At 68.3% G+C, this 19,928-nt stretch carries 19 protein-coding genes and 1 pseudogene; 12 read left to right on the top strand and 8 right to left on the bottom strand.

The annotated features are described in order from the left end of the window. Positions 1-8 precede the first annotated feature (8 nt). From QE449_RS18505 to QE449_RS18480, 6 genes are all read left to right on the top strand, one after another. Positions 9-791 carry an SDR family NAD(P)-dependent oxidoreductase gene (locus QE449_RS18505; RefSeq protein ID WP_307109345.1) on the top strand — a complete coding sequence of 261 codons (783 nt, stop codon included), beginning with the start codon at positions 9-11 and terminating at the stop codon, positions 789-791. Beyond that, the gene (locus QE449_RS18500; RefSeq protein WP_307095794.1) at positions 791-1,885 is read left to right on the top strand and encodes an alcohol dehydrogenase catalytic domain-containing protein; all 1,095 of its coding nucleotides are present in this window, start codon (positions 791-793) and stop codon (positions 1,883-1,885) included. The genes QE449_RS18505 and QE449_RS18500 overlap by 1 nt, the downstream gene beginning before the upstream one ends. Then, the gene (locus QE449_RS18495; protein ID WP_307109344.1) at positions 1,882-3,399 is read left to right on the top strand and encodes a class I adenylate-forming enzyme family protein; all 1,518 of its coding nucleotides are present in this window, start codon (positions 1,882-1,884) and stop codon (positions 3,397-3,399) included. Before QE449_RS18500 ends, QE449_RS18495 begins: the two co-directional genes overlap by 4 nt. Before the next feature lie 69 nt (positions 3,400-3,468). After that, positions 3,469-4,092 (top strand): TetR/AcrR family transcriptional regulator, encoded by a 624-nt coding sequence (locus tag QE449_RS18490; protein ID WP_027504426.1) that lies wholly within the window; start codon positions 3,469-3,471, stop codon positions 4,090-4,092. A 92-nt stretch (positions 4,093-4,184) separates the two neighbouring features. After that, the gene (locus tag QE449_RS18485) at positions 4,185-4,520 is read left to right on the top strand and encodes an EthD family reductase (protein WP_027504425.1); all 336 of its coding nucleotides are present in this window, start codon (positions 4,185-4,187) and stop codon (positions 4,518-4,520) included. After that, positions 4,517-5,533: an MBL fold metallo-hydrolase gene (locus QE449_RS18480; RefSeq protein WP_373425245.1), complete on the top strand. Its 1,017-nt coding sequence runs from the start codon at positions 4,517-4,519 to the stop codon at positions 5,531-5,533. Before QE449_RS18485 ends, QE449_RS18480 begins: the two co-directional genes overlap by 4 nt. A gap of 3 nt (positions 5,534-5,536) precedes the next feature. On the opposite strand, the gene QE449_RS18475 is transcribed toward QE449_RS18480, so the two are convergent. The 6 genes and pseudogenes from QE449_RS18475 to QE449_RS18450 all read right to left on the bottom strand — a co-directional run. Then, complete coding sequence (locus tag QE449_RS18475; protein ID WP_307095788.1) at positions 5,537-6,301, bottom strand: SDR family NAD(P)-dependent oxidoreductase; 765 nt, start codon at positions 6,299-6,301, stop codon at positions 5,537-5,539. A 10-nt stretch (positions 6,302-6,311) separates the two neighbouring features. Continuing rightward, positions 6,312-7,970 (bottom strand): iron ABC transporter permease, encoded by a 1,659-nt coding sequence (locus QE449_RS18470; RefSeq protein WP_027504422.1) that lies wholly within the window; start codon positions 7,968-7,970, stop codon positions 6,312-6,314. Positions 7,971-8,032: 62 nt separating this feature from the next. Beyond that, on the bottom strand, positions 8,033-9,199 hold the full coding sequence (locus tag QE449_RS18465; protein WP_222639902.1) for an ABC transporter ATP-binding protein: 1,167 nt from the start codon (positions 9,197-9,199) through the stop codon (positions 8,033-8,035). 1 nt (position 9,200) lies between these two features. Beyond that, complete coding sequence (locus tag QE449_RS18460; protein ID WP_027504420.1) at positions 9,201-9,986, bottom strand: SDR family NAD(P)-dependent oxidoreductase; 786 nt, start codon at positions 9,984-9,986, stop codon at positions 9,201-9,203. A gap of 52 nt (positions 9,987-10,038) precedes the next feature. Then, positions 10,039-11,073 carry an ABC transporter substrate-binding protein gene (locus QE449_RS18455; protein ID WP_307095785.1) on the bottom strand — a complete coding sequence of 345 codons (1,035 nt, stop codon included), beginning with the start codon at positions 11,071-11,073 and terminating at the stop codon, positions 10,039-10,041. Positions 11,074-11,313: 240 nt separating this feature from the next. Beyond that, positions 11,314-11,529: pseudogene (locus QE449_RS18450) on the bottom strand (TetR-like C-terminal domain-containing protein); the annotation flags it as partial. Positions 11,530-11,543: 14 nt separating this feature from the next. On the opposite strand from QE449_RS18450, the gene QE449_RS18445 reads away from it, so the two are divergent. Together QE449_RS18445 and QE449_RS18440 are read left to right on the top strand one after the other, a co-directional pair. Then, positions 11,544-12,776: an MFS transporter gene (locus tag QE449_RS18445; protein ID WP_373425244.1), complete on the top strand. Its 1,233-nt coding sequence runs from the start codon at positions 11,544-11,546 to the stop codon at positions 12,774-12,776. A gap of 14 nt (positions 12,777-12,790) precedes the next feature. Next, a complete protein-coding gene (locus QE449_RS18440; RefSeq protein ID WP_307109343.1) occupies positions 12,791-13,675 on the top strand; it encodes a LysR family transcriptional regulator in 885 nt (294 codons plus the stop codon). A 19-nt stretch (positions 13,676-13,694) separates the two neighbouring features. Here QE449_RS18440 and QE449_RS18435 read toward each other — a convergent pair whose 3' ends face one another. Continuing rightward, entirely contained in the window at positions 13,695-14,522 is an 828-nt protein-coding gene (locus QE449_RS18435) for a helix-turn-helix transcriptional regulator (protein WP_307109342.1), read from the bottom strand. Positions 14,523-14,608: 86 nt separating this feature from the next. On the opposite strand from QE449_RS18435, the gene QE449_RS18430 reads away from it, so the two are divergent. Further along, on the top strand, positions 14,609-15,289 hold the full coding sequence (locus QE449_RS18430; RefSeq protein WP_307109341.1) for an SDR family NAD(P)-dependent oxidoreductase: 681 nt from the start codon (positions 14,609-14,611) through the stop codon (positions 15,287-15,289). A 53-nt stretch (positions 15,290-15,342) separates the two neighbouring features. Here the strand turns inward: QE449_RS18430 and QE449_RS18425 are convergent, their stop codons facing one another. After that, positions 15,343-16,197, bottom strand: a complete 855-nt coding sequence (locus QE449_RS18425) for a helix-turn-helix transcriptional regulator (RefSeq protein ID WP_307109340.1) — start codon at positions 16,195-16,197, stop codon at positions 15,343-15,345. Positions 16,198-16,373: 176 nt separating this feature from the next. Here QE449_RS18425 and QE449_RS18420 point away from each other — a divergent pair, with 176 nt between their 5' ends. The 3 genes from QE449_RS18420 (at position 16,374) to QE449_RS18410 (ending at position 19,865) form a co-directional block, all read left to right on the top strand. Continuing rightward, positions 16,374-17,312, top strand: coding sequence for an SDR family oxidoreductase (locus QE449_RS18420; RefSeq protein ID WP_307109339.1), 939 nt, complete (start codon positions 16,374-16,376; stop codon positions 17,310-17,312). A gap of 79 nt (positions 17,313-17,391) precedes the next feature. Continuing rightward, complete coding sequence (locus tag QE449_RS18415) at positions 17,392-17,856, top strand: hypothetical protein (RefSeq protein ID WP_307109338.1); 465 nt, start codon at positions 17,392-17,394, stop codon at positions 17,854-17,856. A 113-nt stretch (positions 17,857-17,969) separates the two neighbouring features. Further along, positions 17,970-19,865, top strand: a complete 1,896-nt coding sequence (locus QE449_RS18410) for a bifunctional diguanylate cyclase/phosphodiesterase (RefSeq protein WP_307109337.1) — start codon at positions 17,970-17,972, stop codon at positions 19,863-19,865. Positions 19,866-19,928: the final 63 nt, after the last annotated feature.

Genomic DNA, 19,928 nt, shown 5'->3' with positions numbered 1-19,928 from the left:
GCGTGGACGTGACAGAAGTGAACGACACCCGGAGTCCTGCCGCCTTGTTCGATCTGACCGGCCGAACAGCGGTGGTGACCGGAGCGTCGTCCGGTCTCGGTCTCGGGTTCGCCCGGACGCTCGCCGCCGCCGGAGCCACGGTGTACGCGGCGGCACGTCGCGCGGATCGTCTGGCCGCGGTGGCGGAGACCGTCCCGGGCCTCGTTCCCGTGCGATGCGATGTGACCTCGGACGAGGACCGTCGAGCGCTGGTGGATCGGTGCCGTGCAGAGACCGGGCGCCTGGACATCCTGATCAACAACGCCGGGATGCCCGGCCCACCGGACGCGGAGCAGGAGACCGCGGAGGGTTTCTCCGCGATCCTCGAGGTGAACCTCCTCGCAGGCTTCCACCTGGCGGTGCACGTCGCCTCGACGACGCCGGACTCCGCCCCGGTGTCGATCGTCAACATCTCGTCGGTCGTCGGTCTCGTCTCGACCGCCCCCATCGGCGGTGCGAGTTACGCGGCGTCCAAGGCCGGTGTGCTCGGCCTGACCCGTGAACTCGCCGGGCAGTGGGGACGACGACGGATCCGCATGAACGCGGTGGTCCCCGGGTGGTTCGACACCGAGATGACCGACGGGCTCTTCGAGAACGAGAAGTCGGCCGGGTGGGTGCGGCGCAACACGATGCTCGGTCGCGGGGGTACTGCGGGCGAGGTGGACGGCGCGGTGCTGTTCCTCGCCTCCGATGCCTCGTCGTACGTCACCGGGCACACCCTGGTGGTCGACGGCGGCTGGACGGCGCGCTGATGCTGGCCGTGCAACTGCTCGAGTGGGGCTCCGCTCCCGAGCTGCGGGACATTCCCGTTCCCGAACCGACGGGCGAGCAGTTGCTGCTCGAAGTCACGGCGGCGGGTCTGTGTCGTAGCGATCTGTCCGTCTGCGATGCGCCGGCCGGACGGTTCGACTACCCGTTGCCACTCACGCTGGGACACGAGGTGGCCGGACGCGTCGTCGCTGCCGGCCCCGATGCCGACGGGAGCACGGTGGGATCGTCCGTGGTCGTCCACGGCGTGTGGTCCTGCAGAACCTGCCGCAACTGCCGCCGGGGTCGGGAGAACTACTGTCTGGCACTGCGGCCGGTCGACGGCAGGCTCGCCGTGATCGGCAACGGCCTCGGCGCGCCGGGCGGACTGGCCGAGTACATGGTGGTTCCGCACGGCGGGGTGCTGGTCGACACCGGTTCCCTGGCACCGGAACTCGCAGCGCCCCTCGCCGATGCGGGCGCCACCGTGCATCACGCCGTCAGCGGTCAGGCCGACCTCCTCGACTCGAACGCCGTGGTCGTGATCGTCGGTGTCGGCGGTCTCGGTCACCTCGCGGTCCGAATGGCGTCGCTGCTGGGAGCCGGCCACGTGGTGGCCGTCGATCCGCGCGACGCGGCTCGGAGATCCGCGACGACCATGGGCGCCGCCGCGGTGTACTCGTCACTGGCCGAGGCGGCCTCTGCCACGAGAGATCTCGGGGGCGTCGACGTGGTGTTCGACTTCGTCGGCAGCGACGACACGATGGCCGAGGGGCTGGCCACGCTCGTACCCGGAGGACGCCTCGTCGTGGTGGGGGGCGCCGGGGGGTCCGTGTCGGTGGCCAAGAACCGGGGGATCGCCGCCGGGTGGCAGGTCTCGGCCCCCTTCTGGGGCAGTCGGGCGGATCTGGTGGAGGTGGTGGCGCTCGCGGAGTCCGGGGCGCTGCTGCCCGAGGTGACCACGCGACCTCTCGACGAGGCGATCGACGCCTATGCGCGTCTGCGTGCCGGGGAGGACGCCGGCCGAACCGTGCTCCTGCCCACCACGTCCGACGAGCCCACCCCAGAACGTGATGCCGGAAAGGACCACCGTCAGTGAAGACTCTCGCGCTCGAACTGCGAGACCGCGTCCGGGAACACCCCGACGCGATCGCCGTGATCGACCTGCACGGCACCCATCGACTGGCCGACGTGATGGCTGCCGCCGAAAGCGGAGCCGAGCACATGGCACAGCACGACCCCACACCTCCCACTGTGCTGATCCAGGCGGACAACACCTGGCAGACGGTGGCCACCGCACTGTCGGTCGGTCTGCGCGGAGGCGTGGTCGCCGTGCTCAGCCCGCATGCCACAGCATCGGAATTCGTGCTCGCCGTCGAGGACGTCGACCCCGACATGGTGGTGGCCGACCTTCGCACACTCGAACAGTGGGGGGTGTCCGACCAGGACTTCCCGTCGGGCGACGCGGCGGTCGGTGACCGTCATCTGCGTGCTCGCCGTGGTGATCCGCGAGGTGTGTCGCGCTGGAACGGAGGCAGTGTCATCGCGATGACCTCCGGATCCACCGGTCGCCCGAAGTGCGTCGTCCAGTCCGAGGACGCACTGCGCTACGCCTGTTCGTGCACGAGGGACGCCGTGGGTCTGCGGCCGGGCGACGCGGTGGGCGCCTTCGTCCCCCTGTCCTCCGTCGCCGCAGCATGTTTCGGGATGTATCTGCCGCTGTTCGTGGGCGGACCGATGGTGTCGATCGGCAAGTGGTCACCGGCGGCCGCACTCGACGCGATGGCCGCCCACGACGTCCGCTGGACGATGCTGGTGCCGACGATGGCGCTGCAGCTGTCCCTCGTCGAGAACGGGGCCGGTCGACTCGCGGGGATGCGGGCGATGACGGTCGGCGGCGGGCCCATGAACGCGTCGGCTCTCGAACGGGCCGAGCAGTTCCTGGGAACTACGTTCCTCCGGGTGTTCGGCATGTCGGAGTGCCTCGGTCACACGACCGCGACCCCGGACGACGATCCTCGACTTCGCCTCGGTACGGACGGACGGCCGTTCCCCGGCACGATCGTGCGGGCCGTGAACGGTGCGGGGGAGGACGTGGGCACCGGGGAGATCGGTGACGCGCAGGTCCGCGGACCCTCGATGTTCGTCGGGTACGCACGGGGAGGACAGGTCGCGGCACCGACACTGACCGACGACGGATACCTGCCGACCGGTGACCTCGTCGAGGTGGCGACCGACGGCACCATCACCGTGATGGGCAGGCAGAAGCAGATCATCATCCGTGGTGGTCGCAACATCGACATCAACGAGGTCGAGGCGGCGGTGGCCGGCGTCCCCGGCATCGTGCAGGTCTGCGTGGTGCCGATCCCGGACGAGCTGCTGTCCGAGCGCGCCGGAGCCCTCGTGGTGACCGACGGACGCGCTCTCGGTCTGGCCGAGGTGACGGACGGATTGTCCCGTCGCGGCGTGCCACGACACAACTGGCCGGAGTACGTCTTCGCTGTGGACGATCTGCCGCAGAACCGTGTCGGGAAGCTCTCCCGACCCGATGCCGTGCGGATGGCAGCGCGTCTCGCCGGTGTTCCCGATCCGAATTCACCTCGGGACGAGTAACATGAGCACGATGCTGACACGTTGCGGGGAGGCCGGAGGCCGGCCGGGCCAGTCTTCGAGGGTGCCGCGATGAGCGTCGGAACGACGGCACGCCGCGAGAGCCCGCGCTCCAAGCGGTCTCGTATTCTCACCGTCGCCATCGAGCAGTTCGGCAGGGTGGGCTACGACCACACCAAGTGGGCGTCGGTGGCGGACGAGGTCGGAATAGGCCAGACCGCGCTCTACCACTACTTCGAATCCAAAGCGCACTGTCTGCTCACCATCATGCGTCTGGAACTGGCGGATTCCGTCGAGCGCTTCGACGCGGCCACGGCCGACCGGAGCGACCCGGAGGCGGCACTGCGAGCCGCCGTCGCGGGAGCTCTCCAGGCCTCGCCGCTGGACGCTCTGCAGCGCCGGATCCTGCAGAACCACATGGACCTTCTGGCGACGGAGCGGCAGTCGGGGAAGGAGGAGGCCGAGCGTCTCCAGTCCCGAGAGCTGGTCCAGGAGATCGAGCGTCGGTGGACGAGATTGATCGCCAGTGGCATGGACGACGGGGTCTTCGCCGAGGGAGATCCGAAGACGGTGGGACGCCTGGTCCTCGCCCTCGTCATCAGCGTGTGGCGGTGGTACCGGCCGAACGGCCCCGCCACCCTCGACGAGATCGCCGAGACCGTCACCACCGCGGTGCTCAAGATGGTGCGCCCCTGACCGCTGGGCGCTGAGCCCGGCTCGGTCATTCGTGTCGATCACGTCCACCCATACCGAACCGAATTCATGTTGACCACACCCTGGAGGAAATCATGTTCGATCTGATGGTTCTCGCCGCCCGTCCGAACGACTGGACGCACGAGCAGTTCATGACGTGGTGGCGCGGTGAGCACGCGGAGGTGACCTACCCTCTCCCGGGCCTGCTGCGGTGGCAGCACATCGACATCGTCCACTCGATAGACGAGCGCAGCGCCGGGTGGGACGGACTGTCCATTCTGAGCTTCGCCTCGCGCGACGATCTCGAGACCGCGCTCGCCAGTCCGGAGTGGAAGGTCGCCGTCGAGCACGTCGGAACCATGCGTGGGCGACGGATGATCTGGTACGGCGACGAGCGGACCATGGTCGCCGACACGTCGACCACCTCGTGACCGCCCGGTGGTCCGATCCGGGATCCGTTCGGATCGCGGACGGCATCCACCGGGTGCCACTGCAGATGCCGTCCGACGGACTCCGTGCCATCAACGTCTATGCCCTGGAGACCGACAGGGGCCTGGCGCTGATCGACGGCGGATGGCGACGGCCGGGTACGTACGACGAGTTCTCCACCGCGCTGGCCGAATTCGGTTGCCGACCGGACGACGTACACGATGTGTTCGTCACTCACGTCCACCGTGACCACTACACCTTCGCCGTCGACCTCCGCCGTCGACACGGTTGCCGCATCCACCTCGGGTCGGCCGAGGCGCCGGGGATCGTCGCCATCGGGGAGCTTGCCTCCAACATGCCGACATCGTCACTGCGTGAGCTGGAACGGGCCGGCGCCGACGACATCGCGCGAGCTGTTCGCCTGGACACCAGCGACGGGGACTTCGACTCGGACGACTGGGAGCCGCCGGACGCGTGGCTCACCGAGGGCGCCCTCGACATCCCCGGACACCGGTTGACCGCGGTGCACACGCCCGGCCACACCAAGGGCCACATGGTGTTCCACGATCTCGACCGAGACATCAGCTACACGGGCGACCACGTTCTGCCGACCATCACCCCGTCGATCGGATTCGAACTCGGTGAGTGGGACCTGCCCCTGGGGCACTACCTGCAGTCGTTGGAGATGATGCTCGACGATCGGGATCGCACCGTGCTGCCCGCTCACGGGGACACCGGTGTCGGTCTGCACGCGCGCGTGCGCGAACTCCTCGATCACCACGCCCGCCGCTTGGCGGCGACCCGTGCGGTCGTCGCCGACCTGACCCGGGCGACCGGCCTCGATGTCGCCGAGCGCCTTCCGTGGACCCGTCGTGATCGCCCGTTCGCGGATCTCGGAACGTTCGATCGCATGGTCGCGGTCTGCGAGACCCTGGCCCACCTCGATCTGGACGTCCACTGGGGCGTGCTGCGTGTGGAGAACCAGGACGGCGTCGACGTGTTCAGCGTCGCCTGAGACTCAGGCGGCGGTCCACCCGCCGTCGACGTACAGCTCGGTACCGGTCACGAAGCGCGCATCGTCACCGGCCAGGAACGCTACCGCGGCAGCGACTTCCGCGCCGGAACCCAGTCGTCCCATCGGCGTGCCGGCCAGCATGGCCTCGTGGCGCGGTGTGCCCTCGTAGCGCGCGAGCAGTGGCGGGGTCGCGATGAAACCGGGGTGGATCGAGTTGACCCGCACCCCGAGGCGGGCCCAGTGCAGCGCCGCGTTCTTCGTCATGGTCCGCACGGCACCCTTCGCCGCGGCGTAGGCGATGCTGTTGCCCAGTCCGCCGACGCTGCCGAGGATGGAGCAGATGTTGACCACAGATCCGCCGCCGGTCCGCTCGATCAGGGCGCCGGCGTGCTTCATCCCCAGCCACGTACCGGTCTGACTCACCTCGACGACGCGGCGATACTGCTCCACCGTCTCGTCGACGACGGTGGCGAGCGATCCGATCGCACCGTTGTTGACGACGGCGTCGAGCGTGCCGTGACGGTCCTCCACGAGGGCGAGGGTCGCCGCCCACTGCTCCTCGTCGGTGATGTCCAGCGCGCACGCCAGATGCGAGTCGGGGCGTTCCAGCGCGTGCACCGCTGCGTCGCAGGCGCTCTGGTCGACATCGGTGACGATCAGGCTGGCTCCCTCGGACGCCAGCCTCGTCACGATGTCGACACCGATCCCGCCGGTGGCGCCGGTCACGAGGACCACCTTGTCGGTCAGACGGGTACTGCCTTCGGGCATGGTGGGCCTTTCAGAGCTTGCTGAGGACGTTGCGACCGCCGACGAGCATGGCGATCGCGACTCCCGTGGTGGTCACCGCGGTCATGAGCAGCGCCATCGCCGCGACGAGCGGGTACGAGCCGTTCTGCCACATGTCGTAGAGCAGGGTGCCCATGACCTGGGTCGTCGAGGCGCGGACGAGCAGCGAGGCGGCGAACTCGTGAGTCAGAAGGATGAACATCAGGGCGACGGCGCCGAAGATGGCTCCTCGCATGAGTGGCAACAGAATCCGAAGATTGGTCACCACGGGCGAGGCGCCGCTGGTGGCCGAGGCCTCGGTGTAGGTGTTGCCCAGCGCGAGCATCGCCGTCATCTGCAGTCGGACCGAGAACGGCAACATCAGCACGATGTAGACGAGCACGATCACCGTGCGAGTGCCGTAGAGGATCAACGGAGGTTCGGTGTACGTGAGCAGGAACCCCACACCGAAGATGACCGCGGGGATACCCAGTGGCAGGGCGGTGATGAAGTCGCCGATCATGCCCAGGACGCGGAAGCGTCGACCGCGGACCAACAGGTTGGCCATGACGTACCCGATGGGGATGCACACGGCCACCGCGGCGAGGGACGTGAGGATGCTGGTGAGTACGGACGAGACGATCGCGTCGTCGGAGATGAGGGCCCGGAAGTTGTCCAGCGTCAACAGATCCAGGGTCAGGGTGTCCGACCAGTACGGGGTCAGCGACACGATGACGAGTCCGACGATGGGGATCAGCAGCGCGAACAGGGCGTACACACTGATGGTGACGGCCGCCCACGTTCCGCGGCCCGAGGGTGCGGAGAACGCCTTGCCGCCGTGAGTGACGAACCGGCTCTGATTGCCCAGCAACATCTTCTGCACCAGAACCAGCGCCAGTCCGAACAGGACGAGGGGTGAACCGGCAGCTGCGGCGGCCGCGAAGTCGGACGGTGATTCCGACACCCGCCGGTACATCTCGGTGGTGAGGACCTTCACTCCGCTGTTCTGACCCAACAGGAGTGGTCCGGTGAACTGGCCGAGCCCGAGGAGGAACGCGATACCACCGCCGTAGATGAGCGACGGACGGAGCAGGGGGAGAACGATACGGAAGAACACACCCATCGAGGACGATCCGCTGATCCGTGCGGCCTCGAGGTGCTCCGAACTGATGTTGTCCATCCCCGAGGACACGAAGAGATAGACGAACGACGTCAGACCGAATCCGGTCAGGATGACGATCCACGGCACCGTGTAGACGTCCACGGGGCCGCTCTCGAGATCGCTCCACCAGGGCAGCGCGCGCAGTACGACATTGAGGTAGCCGGGTCCCGGTGACAGCAGGAAGGCCCAGCCGACGATGTTGGCGACCGCGGGAAGCACGATGGGCAGGATGGGGATCATCTTGAGGAACCCCAGTCGCGCGGGAAGGCGGCTCGCGGCGTAGGCGAGCAGGGTGCCGAGAACGAGCGCGATGACGAGCGATCCCAGCGCCAGAATCACTGTCGTCCACAGTGTCTGGGCGATGTCGAACCGTCCGTACTGGCTGCGGTAGCCCCGCGCTCCGTCCTCGAACGCGAGCATCTGCAGACGCACCATGGGGAGGACGACCAGATAGGCGAGAACGGCGAGAAGAATGCCGTAACCGAGCCGGGCACGCCAGGGGCCGGTCAGCCGTGACCGTCGTCCCGCCGGCGGCGGCGTCGTGTCGGTGTCGGGGGGTGTGAGGGTGGCGGTCACGATGCGCTCCCCACTGCTGCGGCGACGGGTGCGGTGTCCGCGGCTGTCGCGGTGGAGGGCGCCGAGGGGAACACCCGCAGTGCTGCGGGGGAGAAGGAGACGACCACGGCGTCACCCGGCTCGGCCGAACGCAGCGCGAGGCCGTGCTCGGCGGCCGACGCACGCAGGGTGAGTGTCTCGGCGCCGGACCGCACGGTCACATCGAAGTGCCGACCTCCGTACTCGTGATCGACGAGGGCGGCGTGCAGTCCGACGTGGCCGGGCGGAACCTCGGCCATGCTGCGGTGCAGGAGCAGGTCGTCCGGACGCAGCCGTGCGACCGCGGAATCGCCCTCGTCGGCACGATCGCGGACCACCGAGTCGCGGAGATCGATCGCGTCACCCGCGGAGGTCTGCCAGCCGTCGTGCGCCCTGCGCAGTTCGAGCTTGTTGGCCATGCCGATGAATGCCGCGACGTAGTCCGAGCCGGGGTTCTCGAACACGCTCGACGGCGTGTCGAGCTGCTCGATGCGACCCGATTTCATGATGGCCAGACGATCGCCCAGTGCGAATGCCTCGGACTGGTCGTGGGTCACGAACACGGCGGTGAACCCGAGTTCGCGGTGCAGGCGGTGGATCTGGGACCGGACCTGATCGCGCAGCCGGGCATCGAGGTTGCTGAGCGGCTCGTCGAAGAGGATGAGGTCCGGACGCGCGACCAGCCCGCGGGCGACCGCCACGCGCTGCTGTTGGCCACCACTGAGTTGCGACGGATACCGGTCGAGCAGTGCGCCGCAGTCCACCATGTCGGCCGCTGCCTCGACGGCTCCCGGTCCGAAGGACTTGGTGAGTCCGCGGACGTCGAGGGGGTACTTGATGTTGCGGCGCACCGTCATGTGCGGCCACAGGGCGTAGGACTGGAAGACCATGCCGATGTTGCGCTTGTGCGCGGGGACGTCGACTCGCTGGTCCGCGTCGAAGACCGTCCTGTCCTTGAACGAGATACGCCCGCCCTGGGGTGTCTCGAGCCCCGCGAGGCACCGCAGCGTGGTGGTCTTCCCGCAGCCACTCGGGCCGAGAAGAACCAGGAACTCGCCCTGCTCGATGTCGATGTCGAGACCGTCCACGACCTTCGTGCTGCCGTACGTCTTGGTCAGTCCGGAAATGGTGAAGCGATCGGTCATCTCATGCCTTCTGTCCAGAGGTGTGTGTGGGTGTTCGCGCGCCGGCCGCCAGACCACCGTCGACGACGAGGTCGGTTCCCGTGATGTAGCTGCTCTCGGATCCGGCGAGGAACACGACGGCGTCCGCGACGTCGCCGGTGGTGCCCCGCCGCTGCATCGGAATGGTGCGCACATAGCCGGCGACATCGTGGTCGGCGAAGTCCTCGCTACCGGTGATGTCGGTGTCGATGCTTCCGGGGCACACCGAGTTGACTCGGATCCCCCGCTCGGCGAGCTCGAGCGCAGCCACTCGGGTGAGGGCCCGCACACCGAACTTCGAGGCGCCGTAGGCGCCGAGCTTCGCTGTCGCGAGGATTCCGCGCAGGGACGACACCGTGATCACGGAACCGCCGGACTTGACGGCGGTGCTCGCCGTCCTGAGGGCGAGGAAGGTGCCGACCAGGTTGATGTCGAGCATGCGGCGGAAGTCGGCCAGTGAGGTGTCGGCGATGTCGCCGCGGTGCGCCGCCCCGGCGTTGGCCACCAGCACGTCGAGGCCTCCACCGTCCGCTTCGATTCTCTGCACGCACGCGTCCCACTCGGCTTCCGACGCCACGTCCAGATGCAGGTAGCGAACCGACGGTCCGAGGGTGTCGGCGACCGCGCGACCACCCTCGTCGTCCACGTCCGTGACGTACACGGTCGCTCCGAGAGAGGCGAAGCGCGCGGCACATGCCGCACCGATGCCGCGCGCGGCGCCGGTGACGAGCACACGGGAGCCGTGTGAAGGCGCTGTCCGAGCGTCCATGATCACCTCCCTGGATGACGAGTTCGGATGGTCGAGAGCGGTCGCGTCCCCGTCACTGGAAGAGCTGCGACCATTCCTGCGAGTACCGGTCGACGTTCTCGGGGGTCAGATCGGCGGGATCGGGTGAGGCGATGTTCTGTGCCCGCTCGACGGCGCCCGGAACATCCGGCAGCGCGGCGGCGTAGCCACCGTTCAGCGCGGCCTGTCCCTCGGCGGTCACCATGAAGTCCGCAAGGACCTGAGCCGCGTTCGGATGCGGCGCCGCACTCAGGACCTCGGTGTACCACGGTGTGCCCCAGGGGTTCTCCGGCAGCACCCAATCGACGGGAGCGCCCGCGTCGACCTCGGTGACGAGCGGCTGGACGCTGGGCGAGACCACCACCTCACCCGACGTCAGGGCCTGCGCGACGGCCAGGGCGCTCGGGTAGACACGCGGCTGCAGTTCGGCCAGCTTGTCCCAGTAGTCCTCGCCGTAGTTCTCGGCGTAGTGCCGATACAGGTCGACGTACGACGCGATGCCCGTCGGATTGACGATGCCGATGCGGCCGCGGTAGGCCGGGTCCAGAATGTCCTGCGGGGTCTCGAGACCGTCGGGCACCGCGGCGGTGTTCCACCCGAGGCCGAAGACAGCGGCGGACGAGAGGAAGAAGCGGTCGTTCTTCACGCTGGCCGCGCGGTCGTAGTCGGGTGCGTCGAAGTCCGGACCCACGATCTCGGTGGAGAAGGTGCCGGACTCGGACGCGCTGGCGATCCACGACGCGTCGGTCACCATGTGGACGTCGGCAATGCCTGTACCCGTGCGGTTCTCGGTCTCGACACGGGGATTGATCTCGGAATCCGTTCCGCGCACGAAGTCCATGGAGATCTCCGGGTACTTCTGCGTGAACGCGGCCTTCAGCGCGTCGAGGTTCGCAGGCTTCTGGCTGGAGTAGAGCATCACGCTGCCCTCCGTCTTCGCCGCGGCGACGACGTCGTCCCAGCTGCCCTCGACGGGCCCGGACGGGGTGGTGCTGCCGCCGCACGCTGTGAGCGCGAACGCCGACGCTGCCACGGCAACGGTGGCGATGGCTCGGGGAATCCTCCGCATGGTCAGACCTCTCTCGGACTCACAGGGCCGCTCGGCTGTCGGTGCGAGTGGACTTCCTGAACTGATGTCAGTTTGAAAGTAGTATGACGTCCTTGTGATGTCAATCACGCAGGTGAGGGCGGTGCGACGACGGGCACGAGGGGGTCGCCGGGCCCGTGCCCATCTCCGCGCGCCGCGATCCGGGGTTGCGAGGTTGTCGCAGTCGCGATCGGCGAGCTCTCGAGCGGGCAGGGCGTTCTCTTACTCGACTGCCGTCGCGGTCCAGGTCGCGTAGGCGTCGAGCGCTCCGCGGGTCGCCCGAGCGCGGTCGTCGCCGATACCGACGAGCTGGGCGACAGCCATGGGCGCGAGGACGCTCGCGACTGCGTCGCTGTGATCGGCGAAGTGGCCGGCCGCTTCGAGCGAGACGAACCCGTGTACCAGGCTCCACAACTGGGCGGCGATCTGTTCCGGGTCGTGTCGCGGCTGCCGTGGTGTACCCGGTGACGCTGTCGATTCTGACCAACGTGTTCCAGGAGCGGTCCGAACGCGTCATGGCCATCGGACTGTGGGGCGCGGCGACCGGCGTCTCGGTCGCGGTCGGACCCGTGGTGGGTGGGGCGTTGATCGAACATTTCTGGTGGGGATCGATCTTCGTCTTCAACGGCCTCGCTGCTGTCGCAACCATCGCTCTCGCAGTGCGTTTCGTGCCGAACTCCCGTGATCCGTCGACCCCGCCGCTGGACAAGTCGGGCTTGCTTCTGTCCGTGCTGGCCCTGGGTTCACTGGTGCACGCCATCATCGAAGGCCCCGACCGCGGGTGGTCCTCGGCGTCGACGGCGCTCGGATTCGGTGTGGCCGCCGCAGTGCTGGTCACCTTCGTTCTCCGGGAGTCGCGCGCTCGCCACCCGATGCTGGACGTGCGGCTGTTCACGAACATGCGCTTCACGGCTGCCAGTGGGGCGGTCACCAGTGCGTTCTTCGCGCTGTTCGGGTTCATCTTCCTCGTCACCCAGTACTTCCAGTCCGTGCGCGGCTTCGGTGCCCTCGAGACCGGCGTGCGCATGCTGCCCGTCGCGGGATCGCTGGCAGTGTTCTCGCTGGTGGGTCCTCGCCTGGCAGTACTGGTCGGTTCCAAGATCGTGGTGGCCGCCGGCCTGGCATCGTTGACGGCTGCGTTCCTGTGGATCTCGCAGATCGACACGGGCACGTCCTACCTGCAGATCGCGGGTCAGATGGTGCTGCTGGGCGCAGGCCTGGGTCTGACGAGTGCCCCTGCGACGGAAGCGATCATGGGAGTCGTTCCGACCGACAAGGCCGGGATGGGATCAGCGGTCAACGATGCCACCCGCGAGCTCGGCGGAACACTCGGTGTCGCCGTGATCGGGTCGGTCGCTCTGTCGGTGTACCGAGACGGGCTGGACACGACCGAATTGCCCACCGTCCTGATGGAACCCGCGCAGGAGTCGGTGGGCGCCGCGCTCGAAGCCGCACGCCAGGCGGCGGACTCGCTGGGTGCCACCGGGGCACTGCTCGGGTCGCAACTGTCCGATCTCGCACGCGAACGCTTCGTCGACGGCTTCACCACCGGCAGTCTCGTCGCCGGGATGGTCACCGCTGTGGCCGGTGTGCTGACGCTGGTCTTTCTCCCCTCGCATCCCCTCCCGTCGCATCCCGGCGACGACGAGTCGCACGATCGCCCCGACGTGAGCATGCGCCGCTGACATACGCTCCATCGGTGCCGACTCTGCGAGCCCTGGAATGCTTCGTGGCCGTCGTCGACGCCGGCTCTGTCACCGCGGGAGCAGCCCAGCTGCATCTGTCGCAACCCGCGCTCTCCCATCACCTCGCGTCGTTGGAGTCGGAGATCGGGAGTCCTGTGCTGGAGCGGCTTCCGCGAGGCGTGCGTCTCACGCCCATCGGCCGTGCCGTTCTCGTCGATGCGCGGATCGCGTTGGCAGCGGCCGAGCGAGTTCTGCGAACCGGACACGCTGCGGCACAGGGTGATGCGGGCCGGCTACGCCTGGGGTGTGCGGAGAGCATGACCGTCCCGATCCTGGCGCCGACGTTGCGCACCTGGACCCGGAAGCACCCGGACATCGGTCTGGATCTGACCGAGTACACCAGCGCCGACGCGATGGCGACGGCGATCACGGACGGCGACCTCGACATCGCAGTGGGGCCGGCGCCGTCGCGCGGGTCCGCAGCGATGACCGAGATCGGGACCGAGGAGATCCTGGTCGTGATTCCGGAAGGTCTCGATCTCGCCGACGAGGACGCCGTCTCCTGGCCGAACCTCGCCGGCAGGCCGATCGTGCACTACCACCCGTCGAACGGCCTTCGTGGATGGTTCGACACCGTGGCTGCAACGCACGGAGTCCAGTTCGACGCTGTCACGCACACTCGACATGCCACGACGGCAGCACAACTCGCTCACGCAGGGTTGGGGGTCGCGCTCGTGCCGGCCACCGCCGTTCCCGCTCGCTTCGCCGGGATCGTCAAGTCGATGACACCTCCACTGACGAGGTCGGTCGTCGTGATGGTCGGGGCGGAATCGGACGCGCTGACACAGAGGTTCGTGGCCGATCTCGTGTCGCGGGGCATCGGTACTCGCCGCTCCTGACCCGCTCCGCGCGACCGGCTCACACCAGAGTCTGCGTGCCGACGACGCACAGCAACTCCAGACGTTGCTCGTCCTCGGAGCCGGGAACGGTGGTGTAGACCACGATGCGCAGATCGCTGCCCGGTGCCGTGAGCACATCGCAGTCGACGGCGATCGGTCCCACCGGCGTCGTCATCACCTTGCGGCTTGCCTTGTGCACCGACATGGTGGCGCGACCCCAGCGAGCGTCGAAGTCCGCACTCCTCGCCCGGAGTCGGGTGACGAGGGTGGTCAGATACGGGTCGTCGGGATAGCGGGCGTGTGCCGCTCGGAGATCGGCGACGAGGTCCTCGCCGAATTCCTCGTGATGCCGGTCGTCGTAGCCGACGCCGGTGAAGTCGTCGGTGAAATGGCGCCACACCACATTGCGGTCGACACCGTGTCGCAGTGCGGGGTCCCCGCTGATGGCTGCCCAGAGGCCGTTGTGATGGACGATGTCCCACGCGGCCGTGAAGACCGCCAGTGGCACGTCGTCCAGGCGGTCGACCATGCGCCGCACTCCGGGCCCGATGTGGTGCGGTACGAGGCGCCCGTTCGGTGATGCCAGTCCGGCCACCCGATACAGGTGATCCACTTCCTCGTCGTTCAGTCGCAGCGCTCGCGCCAACGCGGCGACGGTCTGCGCCGACGGGTGCCGCGCCCGCCCCTGCTCGAGGCGGACGATGTAGTCGACGCTGATGGACGCCAACGTGGCGAGTTCCTCACGGCGCAGTCCGGGTGCTCGTCGGCCGGGGACGGCGGACAGGCCGACCTCCTCCGGTCGAGTCCGGTCCCGCCAAGCCCGGAGCACCGTCGACAGTTCACTCATGCACACCATCGTGCACCGCGTCGCCGGAGCGCGGGTGGTACCGGCAGTACCTGGACCTGCACGTCACCGGGCCACAGGATCGAGACATGACAACAGCACTCATCACGGGAGCGAACAAGGGCCTCGGACTCGAGACGGCGCGACGACTCGTCGACTCCGGTGTCGACGTGTACGCCGGCGTCCGCGACCCCGACAGGGCAGACGACGTCCGCGCACTCGGCGCACACGTGGTACGGCTGGACGTGACGCACACCGACTCGGTCACCGCGGCGGTGTCGTCACTTCCCCGACTGGACGTCCTGATCAACAACGCCGGCGTCATCGGACACGGCGGCGGTGTCGACGACCTGGACGCCGACTCCATGGCGGACACCCTCGACACCAACGTCGTCGGCATCGTCCGGGTGACGCAAGCAACGCTGCCGCTGCTGCGGCAGTCGTCGAACCCGGTGATCGTCAACGTGGCCTCGGGTGTGGGAATGGGCCGCTTCCTCCAGGATCCCGGTCGGGACGAGTTCCCCGTCGCCGCCATCCCGTACGCCGCCTCGAAGGCAGCCGTCATCGCTCTCACCGTGCAGTACGCCAAGAACCTCCCCGAGATGCGAATCAACGCCTCCGACCCCGGCTACACGGCCACCGACCTCAACGGGAACACCGGGCATCAGACCGTCGCGGAGGGAACCGACGCCACCGTTCGCCTGGCCCTGCTCGGCAGCGACGGACCCACGGGGGAGTTCCACGACCGCACCGGGCGGATCGAGTTGTGAGCAGGCGGTCGTTCGGCTGATGGCACAGATTCCTCGACGTGACTGCGTGTTCGTCACGGGCCCGGTGTCGTGGACGTTCGTGTTCCCAGCGCGGGGAGCAGCTGAAGCTTCTCGTGACTCGGGCTGCCGGGAAATGCGGTGTAGACCAGAAGGAAATGGGACTGCAGCGGATCGACGAGCGTCTGGCAGGACAGTTCGAGGCGGCCGAGATCCGGGTGGACGAATCGCTTCGTCTCGGCCGGCCGCACTCCTACTTCGTGCCGCTCCCAGACGGTGCGGAACTCGTCGCTCTCCTGAAGCAGCGTCGCCGCGAGACGCGCAGCGCGCGAGTCGGGTCCGCGAAGAGTGGCGACCTCGCGTAGGCCGGACACCCATGTTCGGGTGAGGTGCGCGTGATCCTCGGGGGCGTACAGGTTCCTGCTCGCCGGGTCGGCGAACCACCGATACCCGATGCTGCGCGAGGGCCCGGTGCGGCCGGACTGATCACCGGTGAGCGCGACACCGAGTGCCGTCTGCCGCAGCGTCTCTCCCAACTCTGTGACGATCTCGGCGGGAGTGTCGTGCAGTCGGTCGAATATGCGCAGCAGGCCCGGACCGATGTGATCGCCGACGGCCCCGCGCGTCGGTGGGGTGTGGCCGGCGAGCCGGAACAAGTGGTCGCGTTCGGGTAGTGAGAGATGCAGTCCCTGTGCGATCGAGGCGACCATCTGTTCGGACGGTTGGGGTCCTCGCTCCCGCTCGATACGGGCGTAGTAGTCGGTCGACATGTGGCTCAGTCCCGCGACCTCTTCGCGCCTCAATCCGTCGGTCCGACGTCGCAGCCCTCGCGGAAGACCCACGTCCTCGGGTTGCAGTGCGCTGCGGCGACCCCGGAGAAACTGGGCCACCCCTGCTCTGTCGATCTCCATTGCTTCTTCCTATCGCGTGGCGCGTGCGCCGACCAGGGTCTGTCGATCCCCCTCTCACGCGCAAGGGGTGACCCGGCCATCGGGGGATCGACGAGTCCTGGTTGTCGGGGGAGGACCCCGGCACGGTGAGGTCACACGTCGTCGACACGACACCTCACACCCATCAGGAGCGACCCATGAGACGCACCATCGACATCGCCGTCCCCGATCTCTCCGGTATCCGAGCTGTCGTCACCGGCGGCAGTGACGGCATCGGCCTCGTCCTCTCCCGTCGCCTCGCGGCAGCAGGGGCGGAGGTGGTCCTGCCCGTTCGCTCGCAGAGCAAGGTGGAGGCGGCGATCGACGCGATCAGGCAGGCTCATCCCAGCGCCGACGTCTCACTCCGGCGCCTCGATCTCTCGTCGCTCGACTCCGTGTCCGCACTCGCGGACACGCTGTCGTCGGAGGGCAGACCGATCGGCATCCTCGTGAACAATGCCGGCGTGATGACTCCACCGTCGCGACGGACGACGTCGGACGGATTCGAGCTGCAGTTCGGTACGAACCACCTCGGCCACGTCGCGCTCGTGAGCCGTCTGCTTCCCCTGCTGCGAGCAGGGCGCGCCCGCGTCGTCTCACAGATCAGCATTGCCGCGAACAGCGGATCGATCAACTGGGACGACCTGAACTGGGAACGGTCGTACGACGGAATGCGCGCCTACAGCCAGTCGAAGATCGCCTTCGGACTGTTCGGCCTCGAACTGGGACGGCTCAGCGCGCAGCGTGGCTGGGGTATCTCGAGTCATCTGTCGCACCCCGGAATCGCGCCGACAGGTCTGCTCGCCGCGCGACCCGAGCTCGACCGGACCTCGCAGACGACGAGCCGTCGCGTGATCGAGGCCCTGTCCCGTCGCGGATTACTGGTCGGCACCACCGAGACCGCTGCGCTGCCGGCTCTGTACGCGGCGACCGCCGTCGACGTGACGTCCGGAAGTTTCCACGGGCCGGCGGGACTCGGGCACCTCGGTGGGCGTCCCGGACCGCAGAAGCTGTACTCGCGGCTGCGCGATCGTGCGGAGGCGCGACGGGTCTGGGAACTGTCGACCGAGCTCGCCGGAGTCGGGTTCCCGGACTGACTACCGGGCGCCGGACCCTCACCACGCGTGGTGAGGAAGAGCACGCATCCCGATCGGCGATCGTGTGCGAATGTGTTTCATGGTTCATCGCACTCAAACGACGCCGCGCTCGTGTGACTTCCTCGAGGTGATGGGCACGTCCGACATCGAACCCTCGAGTCGGTTCCTGGTGTGGTTGATCGACGACCGCGACACCGTGGTGGTGCGGGCAGCGGCCGACGTGTCGTCGGCGGTGCGGACGGCTCGCGCGTACTGCGCGGCCTGGGGAGCACGGGTGCAGTACATCGAGGGTCCGGACGGCCGGATAGTCGACCGCGCGGACTGGGAACCATCGATGACCGGCCCCCATCCGTTGCCGTACGTGTACACGGTGGAACTGCGATCGCCGCGCGCGACGGGACGTGACGAACTGGTGTCGGCTCTGTGGACCAGTACCGACCTCGACGAGGCGCTGCGATGGCGTGACATGCTCCCCGACGACCTTCGGGGTCGCAGCCTGGTGGTCAGCAACGCACCCGACGGTCACTATCCGACCGCCCCCTGACACGAGTGCATTCGGCTCCGTCGGCGTTCGCACGGCCACGGAACGATCGACGTGCGATGCTGGACGGGTCATAAGCCGTGAATGTCGGGGTTTGTCGCTCGTGACGTGTGCCCGTGGTCGAACCGACCATCGACTCACAGACGCCGAACGGAGTGATGGTGACGATCCCCGCCCGTGTCCTCGCGGACGTTCGTGCATCCCGACGCTTCGCGCTGGCGCAGACCGCGCTCGCCAGGCTCAGTGGGCTCGCCGTCTCCGCCGACCTGGACGAGGTGTCCGCCGCAGCGACTTCCACCGCGGCGACCCTGGTGGGGGTGGCGTCCGCGGCGCTCGCTCGGCACGAGAGTCCGGAGGATCCGTTTCTGCGCATCGACGCGGTCACCCATGTGCTGCGCACCGATGTCGAGGTGCGGTCCGGCGCCGGCTCCCTGGCCGGATTCGCTCTGGCGCACGGTCGATTGACCGTCTGCTCGGACGGCGAGACAGAGACACGGTTCGACACGTCCACCATGTCGTCGGTCGGCTTTCGCAGCGGCGCCGCTGTGCCGATCACGACGAGCGCCGGGGTGTGGGGCGCGCTGATCGTGTTCGGGGCGGAACCGAATCTGTTCGACGACACGGACATCGCCTTCCTGTCGGCGGTGGCCGGAGTGTTCTCCGCAGCGCTCGAACGCGTCGACCTCTCGCGGCTTCTCCGGGAACAGACCGATCACGATCCACTCACGGGACTTCCGGACCGCACGCGGGCCTACTCGGCGGTGGGCGATGCGTTGACTCGTGCGCGTGCGCAGGGCGACGAGGTGGCGTTGCTCCTCCTCGACGTCGACGATTTCGCGATCATCAACGACAGCCTCGGACACGACACCGGGGACCGCGCGTTGGTCCGGTTCGCCGAGCGTCTCGTCGCTGCGGTCCGAACGCGGGACGCGGTGTATCGCTTCGGAGGTGACGAGTTTCTCGTCGTCTGCGGGGGCTTCGACGACGCCCGGAACGCCGAGGATCTCGCGTTCCGTGTCACCGCTGCGCTGGCCGCGCCGCCGTCCGCGGCCGATGCCCCCATTCCGATGAGTGCCTCGATAGGTATCGCGGTGTCCGAGCCCGGCGTCACGGTGCGGGAGTTGCTGCGGCGCGTCGATCTGGCGCTGCACCGCGCCAAGGACGGCGGCGGCGGAGCGCATGCCGTCTTCGACGCCGAGGACGATCACTACGACGCCGACCGCGTCCGCTCCCTGTCGGTCGACCTGCGGGCTGCCCTGGCCGAGGACGAGTTGACCCTCGCGTACCAACCCTTGGTGCACATCGCGACAGGGGAGGTGGTGTCCGTCGAAGCACTCGCACGCTGGAATCACCCGACGCTCGGGCAGATCGAGCCGTCCGAGTTCGTAGCGGTGGCCGAGCGCACCGGTCTGGCTGCGGTACTGGGGGATTGGGCGCTACGCACTGCGTGCCGCCAGGCGGCGAGATGGCGCAGGGACTTCTCGATCACCGTGCGGGTGAACGTCAGCGCGCTCCAATTGCGAGATCCGGCGTTCCCCGGCCGGGTCGCGTCGGTGCTCCGGGAGACCGGCCTACCGCCACAGGCACTGGGGCTCGAGGTGACCGAGACGGTGTGGCTCGCCGACACCGGACGCGTCGCCCGGAACCTCGCCGCGGTGACCGAGATGGGCGTCGCGCTGCTCCTCGACGACGTCGGCGCCGGTCACAGCAGCCTGGCCTACCTCGAACGGTTTCCGGTGTTCGAGTGCTTCAAGATCGACAAGGGATACATCGACGCACTCGACACCCGGCGGGGCCGCGCGGTCGTCACCGCCATCGTCGCGTTGGCCAAGGCGTACGAGATGACCGTCGTGGGGGAAGGCGTCGAGACCCGGGCGCAACTCGATGCACTCGCCGAGACGGGATGCGATCTGGCGCAGGGGTTCCTGCTCGGCAGACCCGTCGACGCCGAGCGCACCACCGCCGTGCTGGAGCTCCGTGCGCCACGGGCGGAGACGGTTCGCGAGGTCTGACAGTCGCCGCGAGCCGAACTCGGACGGCCATGCGTCGGCAGTCGGAAACGCGAGGTGCCCACT

The sequence above is a fragment of the Rhodococcus sp. SORGH_AS_0303 genome (assembly GCF_030819335.1).
In the GTDB taxonomy this organism is placed as follows: Bacteria; Actinomycetota; Actinomycetes; order Mycobacteriales; family Mycobacteriaceae; genus Rhodococcoides.
This window is presented reverse-complemented; position numbering and strand designations above follow the sequence as displayed.